At 60.8% G+C, this 17,620-nt stretch carries 16 protein-coding genes and 3 pseudogenes; 7 read left to right on the top strand and 12 right to left on the bottom strand.

Translation table 11 applies throughout. The annotated features are described in order from the left end of the window. Positions 1–91: 91 nt before the first annotated feature. The 3 genes and pseudogenes from PMI28_RS31725 to PMI28_RS03720 form a co-directional block, all read right to left on the bottom strand. A complete protein-coding gene (locus tag PMI28_RS31725; RefSeq protein WP_443200741.1) occupies positions 92–847 on the bottom strand; it encodes a methyl-accepting chemotaxis protein in 756 nt (251 codons plus the stop codon). 102 nt (positions 848–949) lie between these two features. Continuing rightward, positions 950–1,768 (bottom strand): annotated as a pseudogene (locus PMI28_RS31720) (cache domain-containing protein); the annotation flags it as partial. A gap of 205 nt (positions 1,769–1,973) precedes the next feature. Then, on the bottom strand, positions 1,974–3,290 hold the full coding sequence (locus PMI28_RS03720; RefSeq protein WP_007991431.1) for a Na+/H+ antiporter family protein: 1,317 nt from the start codon (positions 3,288–3,290) through the stop codon (positions 1,974–1,976). A 383-nt stretch (positions 3,291–3,673) separates the two neighbouring features. Between PMI28_RS03720 and PMI28_RS31715 the strand changes: the two are divergent. The 3 genes and pseudogenes from PMI28_RS31715 to PMI28_RS03730 all read left to right on the top strand — a co-directional run. Next, positions 3,674–4,963 (top strand): annotated as a pseudogene (locus PMI28_RS31715) (HAMP domain-containing protein); the annotation flags it as partial. Positions 4,964–5,065: 102 nt separating this feature from the next. After that, positions 5,066–5,821, top strand: coding sequence for a methyl-accepting chemotaxis protein (locus PMI28_RS31710; protein WP_443200740.1), 756 nt, complete (start codon positions 5,066–5,068; stop codon positions 5,819–5,821). A 307-nt stretch (positions 5,822–6,128) separates the two neighbouring features. Beyond that, the gene (locus PMI28_RS03730) at positions 6,129–7,805 is read left to right on the top strand and encodes an MFS transporter (RefSeq protein ID WP_007991426.1); all 1,677 of its coding nucleotides are present in this window, start codon (positions 6,129–6,131) and stop codon (positions 7,803–7,805) included. A gap of 124 nt (positions 7,806–7,929) precedes the next feature. Here the strand turns inward: PMI28_RS03730 and PMI28_RS03735 are convergent, their stop codons facing one another. From PMI28_RS03735 to PMI28_RS31260, 4 genes and pseudogenes are all read right to left on the bottom strand, one after another. Beyond that, positions 7,930–9,243, bottom strand: a complete 1,314-nt coding sequence (locus tag PMI28_RS03735; RefSeq protein ID WP_007991424.1) for a sensor histidine kinase — start codon at positions 9,241–9,243, stop codon at positions 7,930–7,932. After that, positions 9,240–9,908: a response regulator transcription factor gene (locus tag PMI28_RS03740; RefSeq protein ID WP_007991422.1), complete on the bottom strand. Its 669-nt coding sequence runs from the start codon at positions 9,906–9,908 to the stop codon at positions 9,240–9,242. The genes PMI28_RS03735 and PMI28_RS03740 overlap by 4 nt, the downstream gene beginning before the upstream one ends. Positions 9,909–9,911: 3 nt before the next feature. Continuing rightward, positions 9,912–10,232: a PepSY domain-containing protein gene (locus tag PMI28_RS03745; RefSeq protein WP_007991420.1), complete on the bottom strand. Its 321-nt coding sequence runs from the start codon at positions 10,230–10,232 to the stop codon at positions 9,912–9,914. Further along, positions 10,232–10,448: pseudogene (locus PMI28_RS31260) on the bottom strand (PepSY domain-containing protein); the annotation flags it as partial. The pseudogene PMI28_RS31260 and the gene PMI28_RS03745, both read right to left, overlap by 1 nt. Before the next feature lie 215 nt (positions 10,449–10,663). Between PMI28_RS31260 and PMI28_RS03750 the strand changes: the two are divergent. Further along, entirely contained in the window at positions 10,664–11,743 is a 1,080-nt protein-coding gene (locus PMI28_RS03750) for a hypothetical protein (protein ID WP_007991415.1), read from the top strand. Positions 11,744–11,818: 75 nt separating this feature from the next. Continuing rightward, positions 11,819–12,175, top strand: a complete 357-nt coding sequence (gene queD, locus PMI28_RS03755) for a 6-carboxytetrahydropterin synthase QueD (protein WP_007991413.1) — start codon at positions 11,819–11,821, stop codon at positions 12,173–12,175. A 364-nt stretch (positions 12,176–12,539) separates the two neighbouring features. On the opposite strand, the gene PMI28_RS03760 is transcribed toward queD, so the two are convergent. From PMI28_RS03760 to PMI28_RS03770, 3 genes are all read right to left on the bottom strand, one after another. Beyond that, positions 12,540–13,277: an S-methyl-5'-thioinosine phosphorylase gene (locus PMI28_RS03760; protein ID WP_007991412.1), complete on the bottom strand. Its 738-nt coding sequence runs from the start codon at positions 13,275–13,277 to the stop codon at positions 12,540–12,542. 12 nt (positions 13,278–13,289) lie between these two features. Next, positions 13,290–14,288 (bottom strand): beta-N-acetylhexosaminidase, encoded by a 999-nt coding sequence (nagZ, locus tag PMI28_RS03765; RefSeq protein ID WP_177318988.1) that lies wholly within the window; start codon positions 14,286–14,288, stop codon positions 13,290–13,292. Positions 14,289–14,458: 170 nt separating this feature from the next. Beyond that, positions 14,459–15,166, bottom strand: coding sequence for a TetR/AcrR family transcriptional regulator (locus PMI28_RS03770; protein ID WP_007991408.1), 708 nt, complete (start codon positions 15,164–15,166; stop codon positions 14,459–14,461). A gap of 229 nt (positions 15,167–15,395) precedes the next feature. Between PMI28_RS03770 and lexA the strand changes: the two genes are divergently transcribed. Beyond that, positions 15,396–16,004, top strand: coding sequence for a transcriptional repressor LexA (gene lexA / locus PMI28_RS03775; protein WP_007974043.1), 609 nt, complete (start codon positions 15,396–15,398; stop codon positions 16,002–16,004). A 10-nt stretch (positions 16,005–16,014) separates the two neighbouring features. Further along, positions 16,015–16,491, top strand: a complete 477-nt coding sequence (gene sulA / locus PMI28_RS03780; RefSeq protein WP_007991406.1) for an SOS-induced cell division inhibitor SulA — start codon at positions 16,015–16,017, stop codon at positions 16,489–16,491. A gap of 93 nt (positions 16,492–16,584) precedes the next feature. On the opposite strand, the gene PMI28_RS03785 is transcribed toward sulA, so the two are convergent. Together PMI28_RS03785 and PMI28_RS03790 are read right to left on the bottom strand one after the other, a co-directional pair. Beyond that, positions 16,585–16,818, bottom strand: coding sequence for a hypothetical protein (locus PMI28_RS03785; RefSeq protein ID WP_007991404.1), 234 nt, complete (start codon positions 16,816–16,818; stop codon positions 16,585–16,587). Between the two features lie 94 nt (positions 16,819–16,912). Next, complete coding sequence (locus tag PMI28_RS03790; RefSeq protein ID WP_007991402.1) at positions 16,913–17,437, bottom strand: DUF6586 family protein; 525 nt, start codon at positions 17,435–17,437, stop codon at positions 16,913–16,915. Positions 17,438–17,620 lie beyond the last annotated feature (183 nt).

Below are 17,620 nucleotides of genomic sequence, written 5' to 3'. Positions count from 1 at the left end.
TCGCGAAGGCGGTGTGTCAGACAACATCTATCGTGACTGACACTCCCTCTTCGCGAGCAAGACCGCTCCCACAGGTTTTGTCTCTGTTCTGTCAGATACGGAACTGTCCGACCAGGCTGCCCAGGCGCTGACCGAGGTCGGCCAGGCTGCGGGAGGTTTGCGCACCGAGTTGGGTTTCGTCGGCGACGTTGTCCACGGCCACGGCAATCTGATGCACGCTGCGGTTGATCTCTTCAGCCACGGCGGTCTGTTCTTCAGCGGCGCTGGCGATCTGTGCGTTCATCGAATTGATGGTCGCGATCAACTGGGCCATGGTGTCCAGCGAAGCCCCCGCTTCGTTGGCCTGGGCCGAGGTACCGTCGCCGGCCTCGCTGGAGCGACGCATCGCCTCCACTGCCGACTGGGTGCCCGCCTGCAGGCGGTCGATCATGCCCTGGATTTCCTGAGTGCTGATTTGCGTGCGGCTGGCCAGCGCCCGCACTTCATCGGCCACCACCGCAAAACCGCGCCCGGCCTCGCCGGCGCGAGCGGCTTCGATGGCCGCGTTGAGCGCCAGCAAATTGGTCTGCTCGGCAATCGAGCGGATCACCCCGAGCACGCTGACAATCGACGATACGTCTTTTTGCAGGCTGTCCAGGGACACGCCGCTGTTGCGGATGTCGTCCACCAGGGCATGGATCTTCTCGATGCTGCCGGCCACCACACGCTTGGCCGCCTGACCTTCTTCGTCGGTCTGCTGGGCAGCCACCGCGGCATTCTGTGCGCTCTTGGCCACTTCCTGGGCCGCCGCCGACATTTCGTTGATCGCCGTAGCCACCTGATCGGTCTCATGGCGCTGACGTTCCATGGCCTGATCCGAGCGATGCGCCTGGTCGGACACCTGACTCACCAGCCCGGTCAGTTGCGAGGTCATTTCGGTGATCTGGCGCACCAGGCCGTGGATCTTGTCGACGAAGCGGTTGAACGAGCCAGCCAGCTCGCCCAGCTCGTCCTGACTGGTGATGGTCAGACGGCGGGTCAGATCACCCTCGCCTGCCGCGATGTCGTCGAGGTTGGTCTTCATCAAATGCAGCGGACGCAGAATGGTGTTGGCCAGCAACATCCCGGCAGCGGCGATCACCAGCAGCACCACGACCGCCACACCGACGATACTCAGCACCATGCCTTGCATGCGCTCCTGGACCTTGGCTTCGACCACGGCCACTTGCGCCTCGATGCCGTCGAGGTTGACCGAGGTGCCGAAGGCCATGTCCCATTTCGGCAGGTATTCGGTGTAACCGAGCTTGGGCACCAGTACCTGGGTGTTGCCGGGCAAGGGCGAGCTGTATTGCAGATAGTGCGTACCGTCCCTGGCGACTTTCACCAGGTCGCGGTTGACGTAGACACCGTTCGGGTCGCGGTTGTCCTTGAAGCTCTGGCCCACGCCTTCCGGGCTATTGGCCTTGAACAGGCGCACGGTGTTGGAGTCGTAGCCGAAGAAATAACCGTCCTTGCCATAGGTGATGCTCGACAGCAGCTTGATCACCTGGGCCCGCGCTGCCACGTCGCCAGGGGCGGCCGCGTCGTAAAGCGGCTTGATCGTGGTCATGGCCACCGCCACGTAGCTTTGCAGGGTTGCCTTGGCATCGCTGAGCAAACGCTCGCGGGTTTGCTCGACTTCATTGCGGGCCTGTTCCTGCAGAATGAACAGCGTGGTCAGGCTGATGACCAGCGCAAACAGCAACACCGGGAGGACGGCAAGGGACAGGACTTTGGCCTTGAGGCTCATGCGCATGACGTTCACTCTTTTTATTTTATTGGCGTGGGTAAAAGCTTTAACGGCACGCCGGGGCAAAAGTTGAACGCGGTCAGTCGGACCACTGTAGATCCCTTGTGGGAGCGGGCTTGCTCGCGAAGAGGGAGTGTCAGTCACTATAAATGTTGTCTGACACGCCGCCTTCGCGAGCAAGCCCGCTCCCACAGGGATTTCGGGGTTATAGGACCATCGCCGCCGCCCAGCCAAACACCAGCAGCGGCAGGTTGTAGTGCAGGAAAGTCGGGACCACAGTGTCCCAGATGTGATGGTGCTGGCCGTCGATGTTCAGGCCGGAGGTCGGGCCCAGGGTCGAGTCCGAAGCCGGCGAACCGGCGTCGCCCAGGGCTCCTGCCGTGCCGACGATGCATACGATCGCCAACGGGCTGAAGCCCAGTTGCACGCACAGCGGCACGAAAATGGCCGCCAGAATCGGCACAGTGGAGAACGAAGAGCCGATGCCCATGGTCACCAACAACCCCACCAGCAACATCAGCAAGGCGCCGATGCCCTTGCTGTGATCGATGTACGACGCCGACGACTCGACCAGCGTCTGCACCTCACCGGTGGCCTTCATCACTTCGGCAAACCCGGAGGCTGCGATCATGATGAAACCGATCATCGCCATCATTTTCATGCCTTCGGTGAACAGGTCGTCGGTGTCACGCCATTTGACGATGCCCGACACCGAAAAAATCAGGAAACCGGCCAGTGCACCGATAATCATCGAATCCAGCAACAACTGAATAATGAACGCCGCCGCGATGGCCACGCCGGCCACCATCAGGCTAAGCGGGTTGTATTGCACCGCCACTTGCTCGACCTGTTCGATCCTTGCCAGGTCGTAGACCCGCTTCTTGCGGTAGCTGACAAACGCGATCAGCAGGCCCGCCACCATGCCCAGGGCCGGGATGCCCATGGCGTGGGTCACATTAATGCCGCTGATGTCCACACCGCTGCGGGCGACGTTGGCCAGCAGGATCTCATTCAGGAAGATGTTGCCGAAGCCCACCGGCAGGAACATGTACGGCGTGATCAGGCCGAAGGTCATCACACAGGCGATCAGTCGACGGTCCAGTTGCAGCTTGGTCAGCACATATAGAAGTGGCGGCACCAGCAACGGAATAAAGGCGATATGAATCGGCAGGATGTTCTGCGAGGCGATGGCCACCACCCACAGTAACCCGATCAACAGCCATTTGACCTGCCCGCCACCGTTGGCGTGCTGGCGGTCGACCATCGCCAGCGCCTTGTCGGCAAGGGCGTGGGCCATGCCGGACTTGGCAATGGCCACGGCGAAAGCACCGAGCAAGGCGTAGGACAACGCCACCGTCGCCCCACCACCGAGACCACTGTTGAAGGCCTTGAGGGTCGCGTCGATGCCCAGGCCACCGGTCAAGCCACCCACCAGCGCACCGACGATCAGGGCGATTACCACATGCACGCGGGACAGGCTGAGGATCAGCATGATGCCAACCGCGGCAATTACTGCATTCATTGTCTTTACCTCTGGGCAAGCGAAAAGAGTCCGGCCGGCAGTCTGCGTGAGCCGCCAGCGGATAAAGGAATGGGTTTTATTAGAGGGCGCGCACTGTGCCGCAGAGTGGGCGCGGTGTCAAAGCACCCGCGCCCTAAGGATATGTAACGGCGTGTGATGACCTGTGGCGAGGGAGCTTGCTCCCGCTCGATTGCGCAGCAATCGCAAGCTCTATTAATCGGGCTTATCTGGATGAATGCCGGGGCCGCTTCGCGCCCCAGCGGGAGCAAGCTCCCTCGCCACAAAAAACTGCAGCAGTCTTATTTGAACGGTTGAATAAAGAAAACCTGATCCCGGCCGCTACAGTGCAAAGCCTCAGATATTTATCGAATAAGGACGTCTCCATGTCGCTCAGACAACTTTCCATTCAATGGAAAATCACCCTGCTGGCCGGGCTCTGCCTGGCGGGCATCGTGACCCTGCTGGTGGGTCTTTCGCTGTACCGCATGGAGCACAGTTCCGAGCTGGTGAAAGCCTCGAGCATGGAGATGCTGACCGAAGCGGCTCAGGCGCGGATCGAGTCCCAGGGCGAAAACCAGGCACTGGGGATTCGCCAGCAGTTCATGGACGCCTATCAGTACGGCCACGGCTTCTCGCGGCAGGTGTTGTTCCTGCGTGAACAGGCCGAGAAGCGTTTTCTCGATGCCTTCGACCTGCGCGAAGACCTGACCCGCCAGGTCAAGTCAGCCCTGCAAGCCAACCCGGAGCTGCTCGGCCTGTCCCTGGTGTTCGAACCCAATGGGCTGGACGGCAAGGACGAACTGTTCACCGGCCAAGCCGAACTGGGCAGCAACGAAAAGGGCCGTTTCGCCCTGTACTGGTCGCAGCCGACGCCGGGCAAAGTGACGTCCATGGCGCTGCCGGAAAAGGACATGGCCGACACCAGCACCGGCCCCAGCGGCGAAGCGGCCAACGCCTGGTTCACCTGCCCGCGCAGCACGCTCAAGCCGTGCGTGATCGAACCCTACTTCTATGAGATCGACGGCCAGAACGTGCTGATGACCAGCATCGTTTTCCCGCTGATGGTCAACGGCAAAGTCATCGCCTCGCTGTCGGTGGACATCAACCTCAACAGCCTGCAAGCGGTCAGTCTGGGCGCGAGCAAGAAACTCTATGACGGCCAGACCAGCGTCAGCATCATCAGCCCGGCCGGTTTGCTCGCCGGCTACAGCCCGGACGCCAGCAAACTCAGCCAGCGCCTGGATGCCGTGGACAAGGCCAGCGGTGCCGAACTGCTGCGCATGCTCGCTGCCAGCAGCAAAACCACCAGCCTGAACAGCAATCAGCAACTGAAAGTGCTGGCTCCGTTCCAGCCGATTCCCGGCGGCAAGTCCTGGGGGGTGTTGCTCGACGTGCCGGAGAAGGTCCTGGTCGGCCCGGCCGAAGCCCTGAAAAAGCAACTGGATGACAGCAACACCGCCGGTACGCTGGTCGAGCTCGGCCTGGGGGTACTCGCCGCGCTGCTTGGCCTCATGCTGGTGTGGCTGATGGCCCGCAGTGTGACCAAACCGATCCTCGGCGTGGCGCACATGCTCGAAGACATCGCCAGCGGCGAAGGTGACCTGACCCGTCGCCTGGCCTACGACAAGAAAGATGAACTGGGCCAGTTGGCCGGCTGGTTCAACCGTTTCCTCGACAAGCTGCAACCGATCATTGCCGAAGTGAAACGCTCGGTGCAGGACGCCCGCAGCACGGCAGATCAGTCGTCCGCCATTGCCACCCAGACCAGCGCCGGCATGGAGCAACAATATCGGCAGGTCGATCAGGTGGCGACCGCGTCCCATGAAATGAGCGCCACGGCCCAGGATGTCGCCCGCAGCGCCGCGCAAGCGGCCCATGCTGCGCGGGATGCCGATCAGGCGACCCGACAGGGTCTGACCGTGATCAACCGCACCACCGCCAGCATCGATAATCTCGCCGCCGACATGAGCGCGGCCATGGTCCAGGTCGAAGGCCTGGCAGCCAACAGCGAGCAAATCGGCACCGTGCTGGAAGTGATCCGTGCGATTGCCGAGCAGACCAACCTGCTGGCCCTCAACGCCGCGATCGAAGCGGCCCGTGCCGGTGAAGCCGGGCGTGGATTCGCCGTGGTCGCCGATGAAGTGCGCAACCTGGCGCGGCGTACCCAGGAGTCTGTCGAAGAAACCCGCCTGGTGATCGAACAACTGCAAAGCGGTACCCAGGATGTGGTGGGTTCGATGAACAACAGCCATCGTCAGGCCCAGGGCAGTGTCGAACAGGTTGGCCAGGCCGTGACGGCACTGCGCCAGATCGGTGACGCGGTGACCGTGATCAACGACATGAACATGCAGATCGCCAGCGCCGCCGAAGAGCAAAGCGCAGTGGCCGAGGAGATCAACAACAACGTGGCGACCATTCGCGATGTGACCGAGTCGCTGTCGGGCCAGGCGAATGAATCGGCGCGGGTCAGCCAGTCGCTCAATAGCCTGGCGAACCAGCAGCAGAGTCTGATGGATCAGTTCCGCGTTTAAGCGGCGCGGAGCCCTTGTGGGAGCGGGCTTGCTCGCGAATGCAGTGTGTCAGACGCAATCTTTGCTGACTGATGCACCGCATTCGCGAGCAAGCCCGCTCCCACATTTATTTCTGCGCCCCGCTCAATGAAGTGATGGCGAGTGGATATCTGCGGGATCGTGATTATGCTTCTAGGAACCTTGCAACGTTTCAAGGCGTCAACCTGTATGCAAGACCCGTAATCCGATGACATCAGTCCCAGGGCCTGGGTAGGGTAAGTGTTAGTGGGAACTCCGGCCTACAACAAGAGCAAGACGGAGAAAACTCATGGCAGCAATCGACAATGCAACCACGGGCAGCGCGCCCCACCACGGGATCACCAGGGAGGAGCGCAAGGTCATCTTCGCCTCATCCCTGGGCACCGTGTTCGAATGGTACGACTTTTACCTGTACGGCTCCCTTGCGGCGATCATCGCCAAGCACTTCTTCGCCGGTGTCAACGAAACGACTTCCTTCATCTTCGCCCTGCTCGCCTTCGCCGCAGGCTTCGCCGTTCGGCCCTTCGGCGCCATCGTGTTCGGTCGGCTGGGCGACATGATCGGGCGCAAACACACCTTCCTCATCACCATCGTGATCATGGGCGTCTCCACGGCCGTGGTGGGTTTGCTGCCGGGCTACGCGACCATCGGCGTAGCCGCGCCGATCATTCTGATCAGCCTGCGCCTGCTGCAAGGCCTGGCGCTGGGCGGTGAGTATGGCGGCGCAGCGACCTATGTGGCCGAACATGCGCCCAAGGGCAAACGCGGCTACTTCACCTCGTGGATTCAGACGACAGCCACCCTCGGCCTGTTTCTGTCACTGCTGGTGATCCTCGCCTGCCGTACCGTGCTGGGCACTGAAGCCTTCGAGGCCTGGGGCTGGCGGATTCCATTCCTGCTGTCGATCCTGTTGTTGATTGTCTCGGTGTACATCCGCCTGCAGCTCAGCGAGTCGCCGGTGTTCCAGAGAATGAAAGCCGAAGGCAAGTCCTCCAAGGCACCGTTGACCGAATCCTTCGCACGTTGGGACAACCTCAAGATCGTGATCATGGCCCTGCTCGGTGGCACCGCCGGCCAGGCCGTGGTCTGGTACACCGGGCAATTCTATGCGCTGTTCTTCCTGCTGCAGACGCTGAAAATCGACCCGCAGACCGCCAACTTGCTGATTGCCGGCTCGCTGCTGATCGGCACACCGTTCTTTGTCCTGTTCGGCAGCCTGTCCGACCGCATCGGTCGCAAAGGCATCATCATGGCCGGCTGCATTATCGCGGCACTGACTTACTTCCCGATCTTCCATGCGTTGACCCAATACGGTAACCCCGACGTGTTCATTGCACAGGAGAAAAACCCGGTCTCGGTAATCGCCAATCCTGGCCAGTGCTCGTTCCAGTTCGACCCGGTGGGCAAGGCCAAATTCACCAGTTCCTGTGACCTGGCCAAGACCGTGCTGGCCAAAAGGGCCATCCCCTACAAGAACGTGAACGCCGAGCCGGGCGCCGTTGCGCAAGTCCGCATCGGCGAGAAAGTGCTCGAGAGCTTCGAGGGCACCGGCATGCCGGCCGCCGACTTCAAGGCCAAAAACGACGCCTTTACCGCCGCGCTCGCCACCGCCCTCAAGGAGGCCGGGTACCCCGAGAAGGCCGACCCGGCCAAGACCAACTACCCGATGGTGTTGCTGCTGCTGACGATCCTGGTGGTCTACGTGACCATGGTCTACGGCCCGATTGCCGCGTGGTTGGTGGAATTGTTCCCGGCGCGCATCCGCTACACCTCGATGTCGTTGCCCTACCACATTGGCAACGGCTGGTTCGGCGGCTTCCTGCCGACGGTGGCGTTCGCCATGGTGGCGGCCACGGGGGATATCTACTACGGGCTGTGGTATCCGATCGTCATCGCGGTGATGACGGCCGTGCTGGGTATTTTCTTCATGCCGGAAACCAAGGATCGGGAGATTCATCACACCTGAGACCTGCCAGCCAATCAGTGAACCCCCTGTGGGAGCGGGCTTGCTCGCGAAGGCGGAGTGTCAGCAGACATTTTTATCGACTGACGCTCCGCCTTCGCGAGCAAGCCCGCTCCCACAATGGATCTCAGTGTTTGGGTAATTCGATGACGACTTTCAACCCGCCCCACTCGCTCTCCAGCAGCGATAACTTGCCACCCCAGGTATCAACGATGTCCCGAACGATACCCAGTCCCAGGCCATGCCCGTCTCTTTGCTCATCCAGCCGCGTACCTCGGCTGAACACCTGATCACGGCGGTCTTCGGGGATGCCCGGGCCGTCGTCCTCAACGCTGAGTTCGAATCCCCCGGCGGTCTCGACAACACTCAGCCGGATTTCGGCGTCCGCCCATTTGCAGGCGTTGTCGAGCAAATTGCCCAGCAGTTCCAGCAGGTCTTCGCGATCCCAGGGCAACTGCAAACCGGCCGGAGCGCGGTAGCTTAGCGCCAGGTGTTCGCCGTGGATCATGTTCAAGGTTGCCAGCAATCCCGGCAGTTCGGCGTCGCAATCGAACAGTGCGCCCGGCAGTGCATCGCCGGACAAGCGTGCGCGATTGAGTTCGCGATTGAGCCGTTGCTCGACCTGTTGCAGTTGTTCCTTGAGGACTTTGCGCAGTTGCGGGTGGGCCTCAAGCTGCTCACTTGAGGCCAGGCTCAACAACACCGCCAGCGGTGTCTTCAGGGCATGGCCGAGATTGCCCAAGGCGTTGCGCGAACGCTTGAGGCTGTCTTCGGTGTGGGCCAGCAAGTGGTTGATCTGCGCCACCAGTGGCTCCAGTTCCACCGGCACCTGATCATCGAGTTGCGAGCGCTGGCCCTGTTGCAACTGCGCGATCTGTTCGCGCGCCTGTTCCAGCGGGCGCAAGGCGCGGCGCACGGTGATCCGTTGCAACAACAGAATCAGCAGCAGCCCTGTCAACCCGAGGCCCAACCCAACCTGTTGCATACGCCGGAAGCTCTCGCGTATCGGCGTGTAATCCTCGGCGACACTGATGGAGATCGGCAGCCCCAAACGCCGATAGTCCGTACGCAGCACCAGCAACTGTTGCCCTTCCGGCCCCAGTTGCAGGTTGCCGTGCAGGCCGGGGTGATCGAGCGTCGGCAGTTCCTGATCCCATAACGAACGGGAACGCCAATGCCCGTCAGCAAAATCGATGCGGAAATAGTGCCCGGAAAACGGTCGCTGATAGGCCGGTGACAGGCGTCGTTCATCCAGTTGCAAGCCTTGCGGACCGCGCACCAGCGCCGCCAGCAGGCTCTCGCTGTCATTGCGCAACCCGGCTTCGAGGTAGCGCTGCAAACCCATTTCGAACAGCCACAGGCTGGTTTGCGCCAGCACCAGGCCAACGACCAGCATCACGCTGATCAGGCCCAGGCTCAGGCGGCGCTGGATCGATCTCACCGGGTTTGCCCGCCGAACAGGTAGCCCTGGCCACGACGGGTTTCGATCACGCTTTTGCCGAGTTTGCGCCGCAAGTGGTTGACGTGGACTTCCAGCACATTGGAATCACGCTCGGTTTCACCGTCGTAGAGGTGTTCGGCGAGGTGGCTTTTGGAGAGGATCTGCTCAGGGTGCAACATGAAATAACGCAACAGGCGAAACTCTGCAGCCGTCAGCTGAATGTCCGCACCGTCGCGGGCAACACACTGGCGACCTTCATCCAGATGCAGCCCGGCGGCCTGGAGCGTCGGCTGGTTGACCTGGCCATGGGAGCGGCGCAGCAACGCCTGGATGCGCAAATGCAGTTCTTCGGGATGGAATGGCTTGGTCAGGTAATCGTCGGCGCCAGCCTTGAGGCCTTCGATGCGTTCGGCCCAGGAACCACGGGCCGTCAGGATCAGCACCGGCGCGGCCAGACCCGCCGCGCGCCATTGCGCCAGCACCTCAAGCCCCGGCACGCCCGGCAAACCGAGGTCGAGGATGATCAGGTCATAAGGCTCAGTACTGCCCTGATGTACTGCGTCGCGACCGTCGGCCAGCCAGTCCACTGCGTAACCCTGGCGGTTGAGACCGGCCAGCAGTTCATCGGCCAGGGGCACATGGTCTTCCACCAGAAGCAAACGCATGGATCAATCTTCCTTGTCTTTGAGTAAACGGCCGGTGGTGGCATCGATGCCCAGCTCGCGGACCACGCCCTCAGGGCTCAGCAGCTCGACTTCATAAAAGTAGACGTCGTGTTTTTCTTCGAGCTCGGCTTCCAGCAGTTTCGCGCCGGGGTAGCGATCCATTGCCTGCTGCAGCAGTTGCTCCAGCGGCAGGATCACACCTTGTTGACGCAGGCGCAGGGCTTCATCCTGATCCAGGTCACGGGCCATCACTGCCGAGCAAAATGCCAGAAGCACCAGCGCCATCCGCCCGCCGGTGCATCGATTGAGCAAAAACACCTTCATTACCAATCCTGATGATCCTTGAGAAACTGCCCGCTGACAGCGTCTAATTCCGCGTCCCAGTCGATGCCCTGAGGATCGCGCAGCTCTACTTTGTACAGGTAGCAGCCCGGACTCACTGACGGTGGAACCCGGATGCCTGGCCACCGCGCTGGCATTGAGTGTCTCGAAAGGCACAATGGTACCAGCGTGGCGCAATCTCAGCGCTTCGTGCGGGCCAGGTTACCGGGTGTGGGCGACACCTTAACCGGATCAACTTAATTGAAACTGAATGGCCATCACGGCTGACAGCGCAATCCCCTGTGGGAGCGGGCTTGCTCGCGAAGGCGTCATGTCAGCCAGTTCAATGCTCAATGACACACCGCTTTCGCGAGCAAGCCCGCTCCCACAGGGGTTGCGTATAATCCTTGCGCTTGCCACACATCGAGACCGGTATGACCGCCATCCACATCAAGTTCCCTTCCCTGACCCTCAAGGCCGGTCCGCGTGCTTTTGCGCGCATCCGTGAGAGCGGCTTGAACGCCGCCGATGTCGGCACCCTGCCCGGTGCAGCCGGCGGCCCGAAGGCATTGGGAATTCAGGGTCTGGACCTGGCGCTGTTCGGCGAGTGGCTGCCGGCGGCACCACGGAAACGCTCGCTGATTGGCGCATCGGTGGGTTCCTGGCGCTTCGCCAGCGCCTGCCTGCCAGACGCCGCCGAGGGCATCCGGCGTCTCGGGCAGCTGTACACCGAGCAGAACTTTGCCAAGGGCGTGACCATGGCGCAGATCAGCCAGAGCTCACAGCGCATGCTCAACGACCTGCTCGACGGTCGCGATGCCTCGATCCTCGGCAACAGCGATTACCGCCTGAACATCATGGTGGTCAAAAGCCACGGCCTGCTGGCCGACGATCATCGCGGACGCCTGGGGCTGGGGCTGTCATCGGTCATCGCCGACAATCTGCGCGGCCGGGCGCGGCTGGCACGGCATTTCGAACGCCTGATCATCCACGACCCGCGCCTGGCGCCGCCGGTCGACTCCTTGAATGACTTCCCGTCTCGCTTCGTCGCCCTCAGTTCCGGCAATTTGCGCCAGGCCTTGCTGGCTTCGGGTTCGATTCCGATGGTGATGGAGGGCGTGCGCGACCTGCCGGGTGCCGGCGCCGGTACCTATCGCGACGGCGGTCTGCTGGACTATCACCTGGACCTGCCTTACAGCGGCAACGACATCGTGCTTTACCCGCATTTCACCGACCGGGTGATTCCCGGCTGGTTCGACAAGACCCTGCCGTGGCGCCGCGCCTGCCCGACACGCTTGCAAAATGTGCTGCTGCTGGCACCGTCGAAGGAATACCTGGCACGCCTGCCCTACGGCAAACTACCGGACCGTAACGACTTCAAGCGCTTCATGGGCAACGCCCCGAGCCGGCAGAAATACTGGCGCACGACGATGGATGAAAGTCGCCGCCTGGGCGACGAATTCCTCGAACTGGCCGCCAACGGTCGTCTCGGCGAGCGCTTGCTGACCCTTTAGTCAGGACAAACTGTTAAACTCGCCACCTGCCCGAATCGCTGCGGCGAACGCCACCTGAACAGAGCTGAAATCACTGTGGAAATCTTCAAGGAATTTACTTTCGAATCCGCCCACCGCCTGCCCCACGTCCCGGAAGGCCACAAGTGCGGGCGCCTGCACGGTCACTCGTTCAAAGTGGCAATCCACCTGAGCGGCGACCTCGACCCGCACACCGGCTGGATCCGCGACTTCTCGGAAATCAAGGCGATCTTCAAGCCGCTGTACGAGCGCCTCGACCATAACTATTTGAATGACATTCCCGGGTTGGAGAATCCGACCAGTGAAGTGTTGGCCAAGTTTATCTGGAATGAGATGAAGCCTTTGTTGCCGGAGCTTAGTGCGATTCGCATCCATGAAACCTGCACCAGCGGTTGCATCTATCGCGGCGAGTAATCTTCAGGCATCACTGCTCCCCTGCGGGCTTGCTCGCGAAAAGGTCGCGCCAGTCACTATCAATGTTGAATGTCAGATTGCCTTCGCGAGCAAGCCCGCTCCCACATCGGAATGCGTTTCGTCAGTCGATCAGTTAGGCGAACCCGCTACGCCTTCCTCGTAGCAGCTGGCGTAGCCTGCGTCCGGCTGCGCAGCAGTCGTCAATCCGGCTTGCACGATCTCTCTGACGTACCGCGAACTCTGATTTTGCGACTACTGCGCAGCCTGACGCTGATCGACCCGGTGGCACTGGCGCCTTGGGGTTCGCCGTTCGTGCGGCGAGCCGACTTGCCCGCAAAAGGAGCAACCCGGTGCCAAGGCTGACTCAGCCCTTGAGCACCCGCGCCAACGTTGACTTCACCTTGCCCATCCCGTCATGCAATGCTTGCTCGATCTCGGCCATGGTGATTACCGCCGTCGACTTGCCCGCCGCCGGGTTCACCACCAGCGCCAGACAGGCGTAATCCAGCTCCAGTTCGCGAGCCAGGGCCGCTTCCGGCATGCCGGTCATTCCGACAATGTCGCAGCCGTCGCGCTCCAGTCGAGCGATTTCAGCCACTGTCTCCAGGCGCGGTCCTTGAGTGCACGCATACACACCATGACTGCTGTAGCCCACACCCTCTGCCGCCAACGCCGCGATCAGTTGCTGACGCAAGGGTTCGCTGTAGGGGTAGCTGAAGTCGATATGGGTGACGTGTTCCAGGTCATCGGCAAAGTAGGTGTGCTCACGACCACTGGTGTAGTCGATCAACTGATGCGGCACGCAGAAATGCCCGGTCCCCATGGCAGCATGAATGCCGCCCACGGCGTTGACCGCCAGGATGGCTTCGGCACCGGCCTGCTTCAGTGCCCAGAGGTTGGCGCGGTAGTTGACCTGATGCGGCGGAAAACGATGCGGATGACCGTGACGCGCGAGGAAAAGCACTTCCTTGCCGGCATACTCGCCGATCTGAACTTCGGCCGAAGGTGCGCCATAAGGCGTGTCCACTGCCAGTGACTGACGAATGCTCAAGCCTTCGAGTTGAGTCAGGCCAGTGCCACCGATAATCGCGTAAACCGTCATAACGAACAGTCCTTAATCAATCAATTGAGCTTCTTTGAGCGCGCCGACAGCGGTGAGCCAGCGCGGGTCCTGACGGTATTCGGTATTGGCGAACGACTGACCGCGCATCCGCGCAATCCGCCCGGATGGCTTGACCTTCAGACGCTGGGTAGCACTCAGGGCAAGCTCGGCAGCCGCACGGTCGTTGCAAACAAGCCCCATGTCGCAACCGGCAGTCAGCGCCGCTTCTATTCGACTCGCGGCATCGCCGACCACGTGAGCGCCGGCCATGGACAGGTCATCGCTGAAAATCACCCCGTCGAATTGCAGTTCGCCACGCAAAATATCCTGCAACCAGCGACGGGAAAAACCGGCCGGCTGGGTATCGACTTGTGGATAGATCACATGGGCCGGCATGATCGCGGCGAGTTGCTTGCTCAACCTGGCAAACGGCACCAGGTCGTTGGCGCGGATCTCATCGAGACTGCGCTCATCATTCGGGATCGCGACGTGGGAATCCGCTTCGGCCCAGCCATGACCCGGGAAGTGCTTGCCGGTGGCCGCCATGCCTGCGCTGTTCATCCCGCGGATGAATGCACCGGCCAATCGGGCGGCACGCTCCGGGTCACCCTCGAACGAACGGGTACCCACTACAGCGCTGCGTTGGTAATCGAGGTCGAGCACCGGGGCGAAACTCAGGTCCAGGCCAACGGCCAGCACTTCGGTCGCCATGATCCAGCCACACTGCTCTGCCAGGTATTCGGCGTTCGGGTTGTCGGCAATGGCGCGCATGGCGGGCAAGCGCACGAAACCCTGGCGAAGGCGCTGCACGCGGCCGCCCTCCTGATCCACAGCCAACAACAAATCGGGACGGATGGCGCGGATTGCCGCACTCAATTCACGCACCTGGCGTGGATGCTCGATGTTGCGGGCAAAGATGATCAGGCCGCCCACTTCGGGTTGGCGCAACAATTGGCGATCTTCAGCCGTCAGCCAGGTACCGGCGACGTCCACCATCAACGAGCCTTGCAAGCCAGCAGTCATAGATATTCCTTGATAACAGAAAACCCGCCCTGCACGAATACGCCGCCAAGGGCAAGGCCCGGCAGTTTGGCGATATCAATGGGAAACGGGTTCAGAACGAGAGTCGGCATGGGCGGCTAGCTTAGCGGATGTCAGCTGCCGCGCCCACCCATGTGCGGTTATACCTTGGCGGCAACCGGGGTCGACTTGCTACGCGGACGCAACTGGGCAGTGGCCATGGCCGCATCAGTCACGCCAGTCTCGGCACGCATGCCGGCAGCGAGGAATGGCACCATCAGACGCATGACTTGCTCAATGGAGGTGTTCACGCCGAAGTCGGTTTCAGCAATCGCACGCAAGGCCTTGATACCGGACATACTGAACGCCGCAGCACCCAGCATGAAGTGCACGCGCCAGAACAGTTCGATGGGCGGTATACGCGGCGCCGCTTCATTGACCAGCATCATGTAGCGACGGAACACCTTGCCGTACATGTCTTCCAGATAGCGACGCAAGTGCCCCTGGCTCTGACTGAACGCCAGTCCCAGCAAACGCATGAAGATAGACAGATCGTTGCCGCTGCGCGGCTGCACCACCAGTGCCTGCTCGACAAGGATTTCCAGCAACTCTTCAAGAGTCGGCTTGATATCGGGCTTGGCCTGACGCCGCTCCAGCTCTTTATCGAGACTGATGCAGAACGGCCCCAGGAAACGCGAGAAAACCGCTTGAATCAATGCCTTCTTCGATCCGAAGTGATAGTTCACCGCCGCCAGATTGACACCAGCCTTGCTGGTGATCAGACGCAACGAGGTTTCGGCGAAACCTTTTTCCGCGAACAACTGCTCGGCAGCATCAAGAATGCGTTCAACGGTTTCCGACTGGGCCATGGCTACTCCGCCTGACAAACACTTGTTTGAAACATACGTTTCAGCCTGTGCCTTGTCAAGCCTGGCAGTTCGTTTCGGGAATGGTCGGTCAGACATTTAACCACACAACGGTGAAGCTTCAATCCACTGACTGATTGACCGTCCGGCGGCCACTGAAAAATGGAGCATTGCCAAGACCGTCTCACTGTATATAATCCCAGTCACTGTATAAAAAAACAGAGCGATCAAAATGCTAAAGCTGACGCCACGACAAGCAGAGATTCTGGCTTTCATCAAACGCTGCCTGGAAGACAACGGATACCCACCCACCCGTGCGGAAATCGCTCAGGAACTGGGCTTCAAGTCACCCAATGCGGCGGAAGAACACCTCAAGGCACTGGCCCGCAAGGGCGCAATCGAGATGACGCCTGGCGCCTCCCGTGGCATTCGCATCCCCGGCTTCGAAGCCAAGGCCGACGATTCCACCCTGCCGATCATTGGCCGGGTCGCAGCCGGCGCCCCGATTCTTGCGCAGCAACACATCGAAGAGTCCTGCAACATCAATCCTGCCTTCTTCCATCCGCGCGCCGACTACCTGCTGCGCGTCCACGGGATGAGCATGAAGGATGTCGGCATTTTCGACGGCGACCTGTTGGCCGTCCACACCACCCGTGAAGCCCGTAACGGCCAGATCGTGGTTGCGCGAATCGGCGACGAAGTGACCGTCAAGCGTTTCAAGCGCGACGGCAGCAAAGTCTGGCTGATTGCCGAGAACCCCGAGTTCGCCCCTATTGAAGTGAACCTTCAAGATCAGGAACTGGTGATCGAAGGCTTGAGTGTCGGCGTCATTCGCCGCTAAAGGAGGCATCATGCAGTTCCCACAGACATCACCACAGCAAACCCAACTGCCGTTGTTCGAAGCGTTCATGGCACAGCCATTGGCGCCGATCCTGAAAGACGTAGTCGAGTCCCCCTGGAGCGCCGAACCTGACGTTTTCAGCGAGCTGTCACTGCGTGGTGCTGCCGGGAACTGCCTGAGCCTTCTGGCACCGATCCTTCGGGAATTGAGCCAGGACCAGGACGCACGCTGGCTGACACTGATCGCACCACCCGCCAGCCTGACCCAAGCCTGGTTGCGAGATGCCGGCCTCAACCGTGAACGCATTCTATTGCTGCAACCGCGGGGCACCCAGAGCGCCCAACAACTGACCTGCGAAGCTCTGCGCCTGGGTCGTAGCCACACGGTGGTCAGTTGGATCAACCCACTGAGCCCGCAATCGCGACAACAACTGATCAGCGCCGCCCGCACCGGAGACGCTCAGAGCCTGAACATTCGACTGGGTTAACTGAAAGACAAAACGCGTGTCTCACCGCGTGAGGCTTCTCCAGGGACAGAGAAGCCGATGAGTAGCGATATCAAGAAAAACGACAAACGGGGATCAATGAAGAACCCGCGGCCCCTCATCCTTGTCGAATTCGCCTTCAACCAGGCGACCCGCCATCTGAACACCCACGCTCAACATCGCCTTGGCGACTTCCACGTGCTGCCCTTGCAGGAATGCCTTGGCGTCCTCGGAGAAATCCAAAGTAACCAGAGAACCCTCGTCCTCGGCCCTGCGCAGCTCGATACGGCCGTCTGGTAACTCGACAATTTCTAGAAAGGACGTTGGCATAAAGGACTGTTCTCCACGAAAGGCGGGGATTATATAGGCATCGCGCCGGCTTCGCTTGGGATCTTGACCAGATGTCATCCCAAAACTGTTTCTGTCAGCACTCGTTCAGGCCTTCGCGAAAGCGTATCGCCAATCCTTTCAGGTTTTGACGCCAACTCTCCAGCTCCTCCCGGCTCAACTCCTCCGGCGCGTCCTCCTCATCCAGATTTACAGCCTGAATCAGTGGCTGGGTCACATCCCCCTTCGGCTTGTGCGGCGCCCGTGGCGGCTGAAACAACGCGGCATGAGCAGCCAACAGCTTGGCCAGCCAGGTTTCCGGGTTATTGGCCAACTCAACCAGCTCAGCCATTTCCGGAATAGCGACGGTTTCCAGTACCTCACGAGTCAGCAACAACTCCGCACGGGGCGCATTGGCCTGAGGCAAGCGATAGAAACCGGCAATTTCGTGACACAACCCCAACAGAGCACCGTACAGGTGAAACAGCGCGGATTCGCGTCCAGCCTGGATCAGCGCCAGCGAATTCATCGCCCGACCCTCTTCAGTGCGAGCCAGTGCTTCCAGCGACAAGCCGGCGAAATAAATCTTCTGATTGGTGCGGGTATAAAGTTCGTGGGCCATGACGGCAGCCTCCACAACGAAATAATTGCTTCATGCAGGTTGGACAGTGTCGTGGATCAGTCGATCCGACCGCAAGCCCCTAATGCCAGTCAGTTAAGCGCTAATGCGATCTGTAGCAGCTGCCGAGCCCGCGAGGCTGCGTTCGGCTGCGAAGCGGTCGTAAAATCAGTCATTGCGGTACGT

Source organism: Pseudomonas sp. GM48 (assembly GCF_000282335.1).
Taxonomy (GTDB): Bacteria; Pseudomonadota; Gammaproteobacteria; order Pseudomonadales; family Pseudomonadaceae; genus Aquipseudomonas.
Note: the sequence above shows the minus strand (reverse complement) of the source record. Positions and strands in the feature narration are given on the sequence as shown.